General features: G+C 44.9%; 2 protein-coding genes. Both read right to left on the reverse strand.

The window, feature by feature from the left end; all coding sequences use genetic code 11:
• Positions 1-590, reverse strand: a 590-nt coding sequence (gene rseP, locus R7P72_RS24085) for an RIP metalloprotease RseP (RefSeq protein WP_318110837.1), incomplete at its 3' end; no start/stop codon positions are given.
• Positions 590-1,576: 1-deoxy-D-xylulose-5-phosphate reductoisomerase (gene ispC / locus R7P72_RS24090; RefSeq protein ID WP_318110838.1), on the reverse strand; the 987-nt coding region annotated here is incomplete at its 5' end. The genes rseP and ispC, both read right to left, overlap by 1 nt.

Below are 1,576 nucleotides of genomic sequence, written 5' to 3' on the forward strand. Positions count from 1 at the left end.
TCCAGCGTTTTCGTCACTTCAGCGCCAACTTCTGAGTCTGACGTCAGTGTTAGCGTCATAGCATCATCACCAATATGAGAAATTAATCCCATATTAACTGATTCCCAATCCGGAGTTTTGATGCCTGATACTGCTTTTAGTTCCATTCCAGATTCAATTCCTGCCTCAGCAACAATCGAATTGGGCGTAACTTCACCAATTACGGGTTTTACCGCTGGTACACCAATCAGGAAAACCAACCAATAAGCAAAAATAGCAAATAAGAAATTAAAGATAGGGCCAGCTGCAACAATAGACGTTCGTTTCCAAAGCGGCTTTTGATCAAAGGCTAAATGTTTTTCACTTTCTGGCACATCGTCAACACGGCTATCTACCATTTTGACGTATCCACCAAGAGGAATCATTGAAATAGTGTATTCGGTTCCGTCTTGACCAACTTTTCGCCAAATAGACTTACCAAAACCGATGGAAAATCTTTCAACCTTCACGCCACAACGACGAGCAACCCAAAAGTGCCCAAACTCGTGCACGGCAACGAGAATGCCCAGTGCAACGATAAAAGAAACAAGATTCCACAAAATACCAGTCATTAGCTACGCTCGCGTATAATTTCTAGGGCGATAGTTCGAGACATTCTATCTAGCTCTAGCAAGCTTTCCAAGCTATTCGCATTCTCAGGTTTGCAGCTTGCGGTGATTTTATGCAAAACCAATTCATTGATGCGAGCTATATCTGTAAAACCAAGGCGATTATTTAGAAACGCATCAACAGCAACTTCATTGGCTGCATTTAGAGCAGTAGTCGCATGTTGCCCTTCGTAACACGCGTCAATCGCAAGCTTCAAACAAGGATAACGAGCAAAGTCTGGTTGCAAGAATGTCAATTCACCTACTTGAGTAAAGTCTAGCGGTTTTACACCGGCATCAACACGAGAAGGATAAGACATTGTCAGCGCAATTGGTGTTGCCATATCTGGCTCTCCCATTTGCGCCAGTACCGAACCATCACGATACTGAACCATTGAATGGATCACGGATTGCGGGTGAATAATCACTTTTAACTGGTCACGAGCCGCATTGAATAGCCATTTTGCTTCAATGTACTCAAGACCTTTATTCATCATAGTCGCAGAATCGACCGAAATCTTTGGCCCCATAGACCAGTTAGGGTGCGCGATTGCCTGTGCTGGCGTTACGCTGTCGAGATCGGCAATGTCAGCGTAACGGAATGGACCGCCAGATCCGGTTAACAGAATACTAGAAATGCCATGCTCATCTAAGTTACAGCGGCCAAGATTGGTTTGAACTTGCTGTGGTAGGCACTGGAAAATAGCATTATGTTCACTGTCTACTGGCAGCAACTCTGCCCCGTATTGTTCAACGGCATCAATAAACAACTGTCCAGACATGACAAGCGCTTCTTTATTCGCCAGCAATACGCGCTTGCCCGCTTTAACGGCCGCCATGGTTGGCAACAAACCCGCTGCACCAACGATGGCTGCCATTACGCTATCTACTTCTTCTAATGAAGCCACATGACAAAGTGCATCAACACCACCTAACACTTCTGTATTTGG

The sequence above is a fragment of the Vibrio sp. Vb0888 genome (genome assembly GCF_033338835.1).
Classification (GTDB): domain Bacteria; phylum Pseudomonadota; class Gammaproteobacteria; order Enterobacterales; family Vibrionaceae; genus Vibrio; species Vibrio alginolyticus.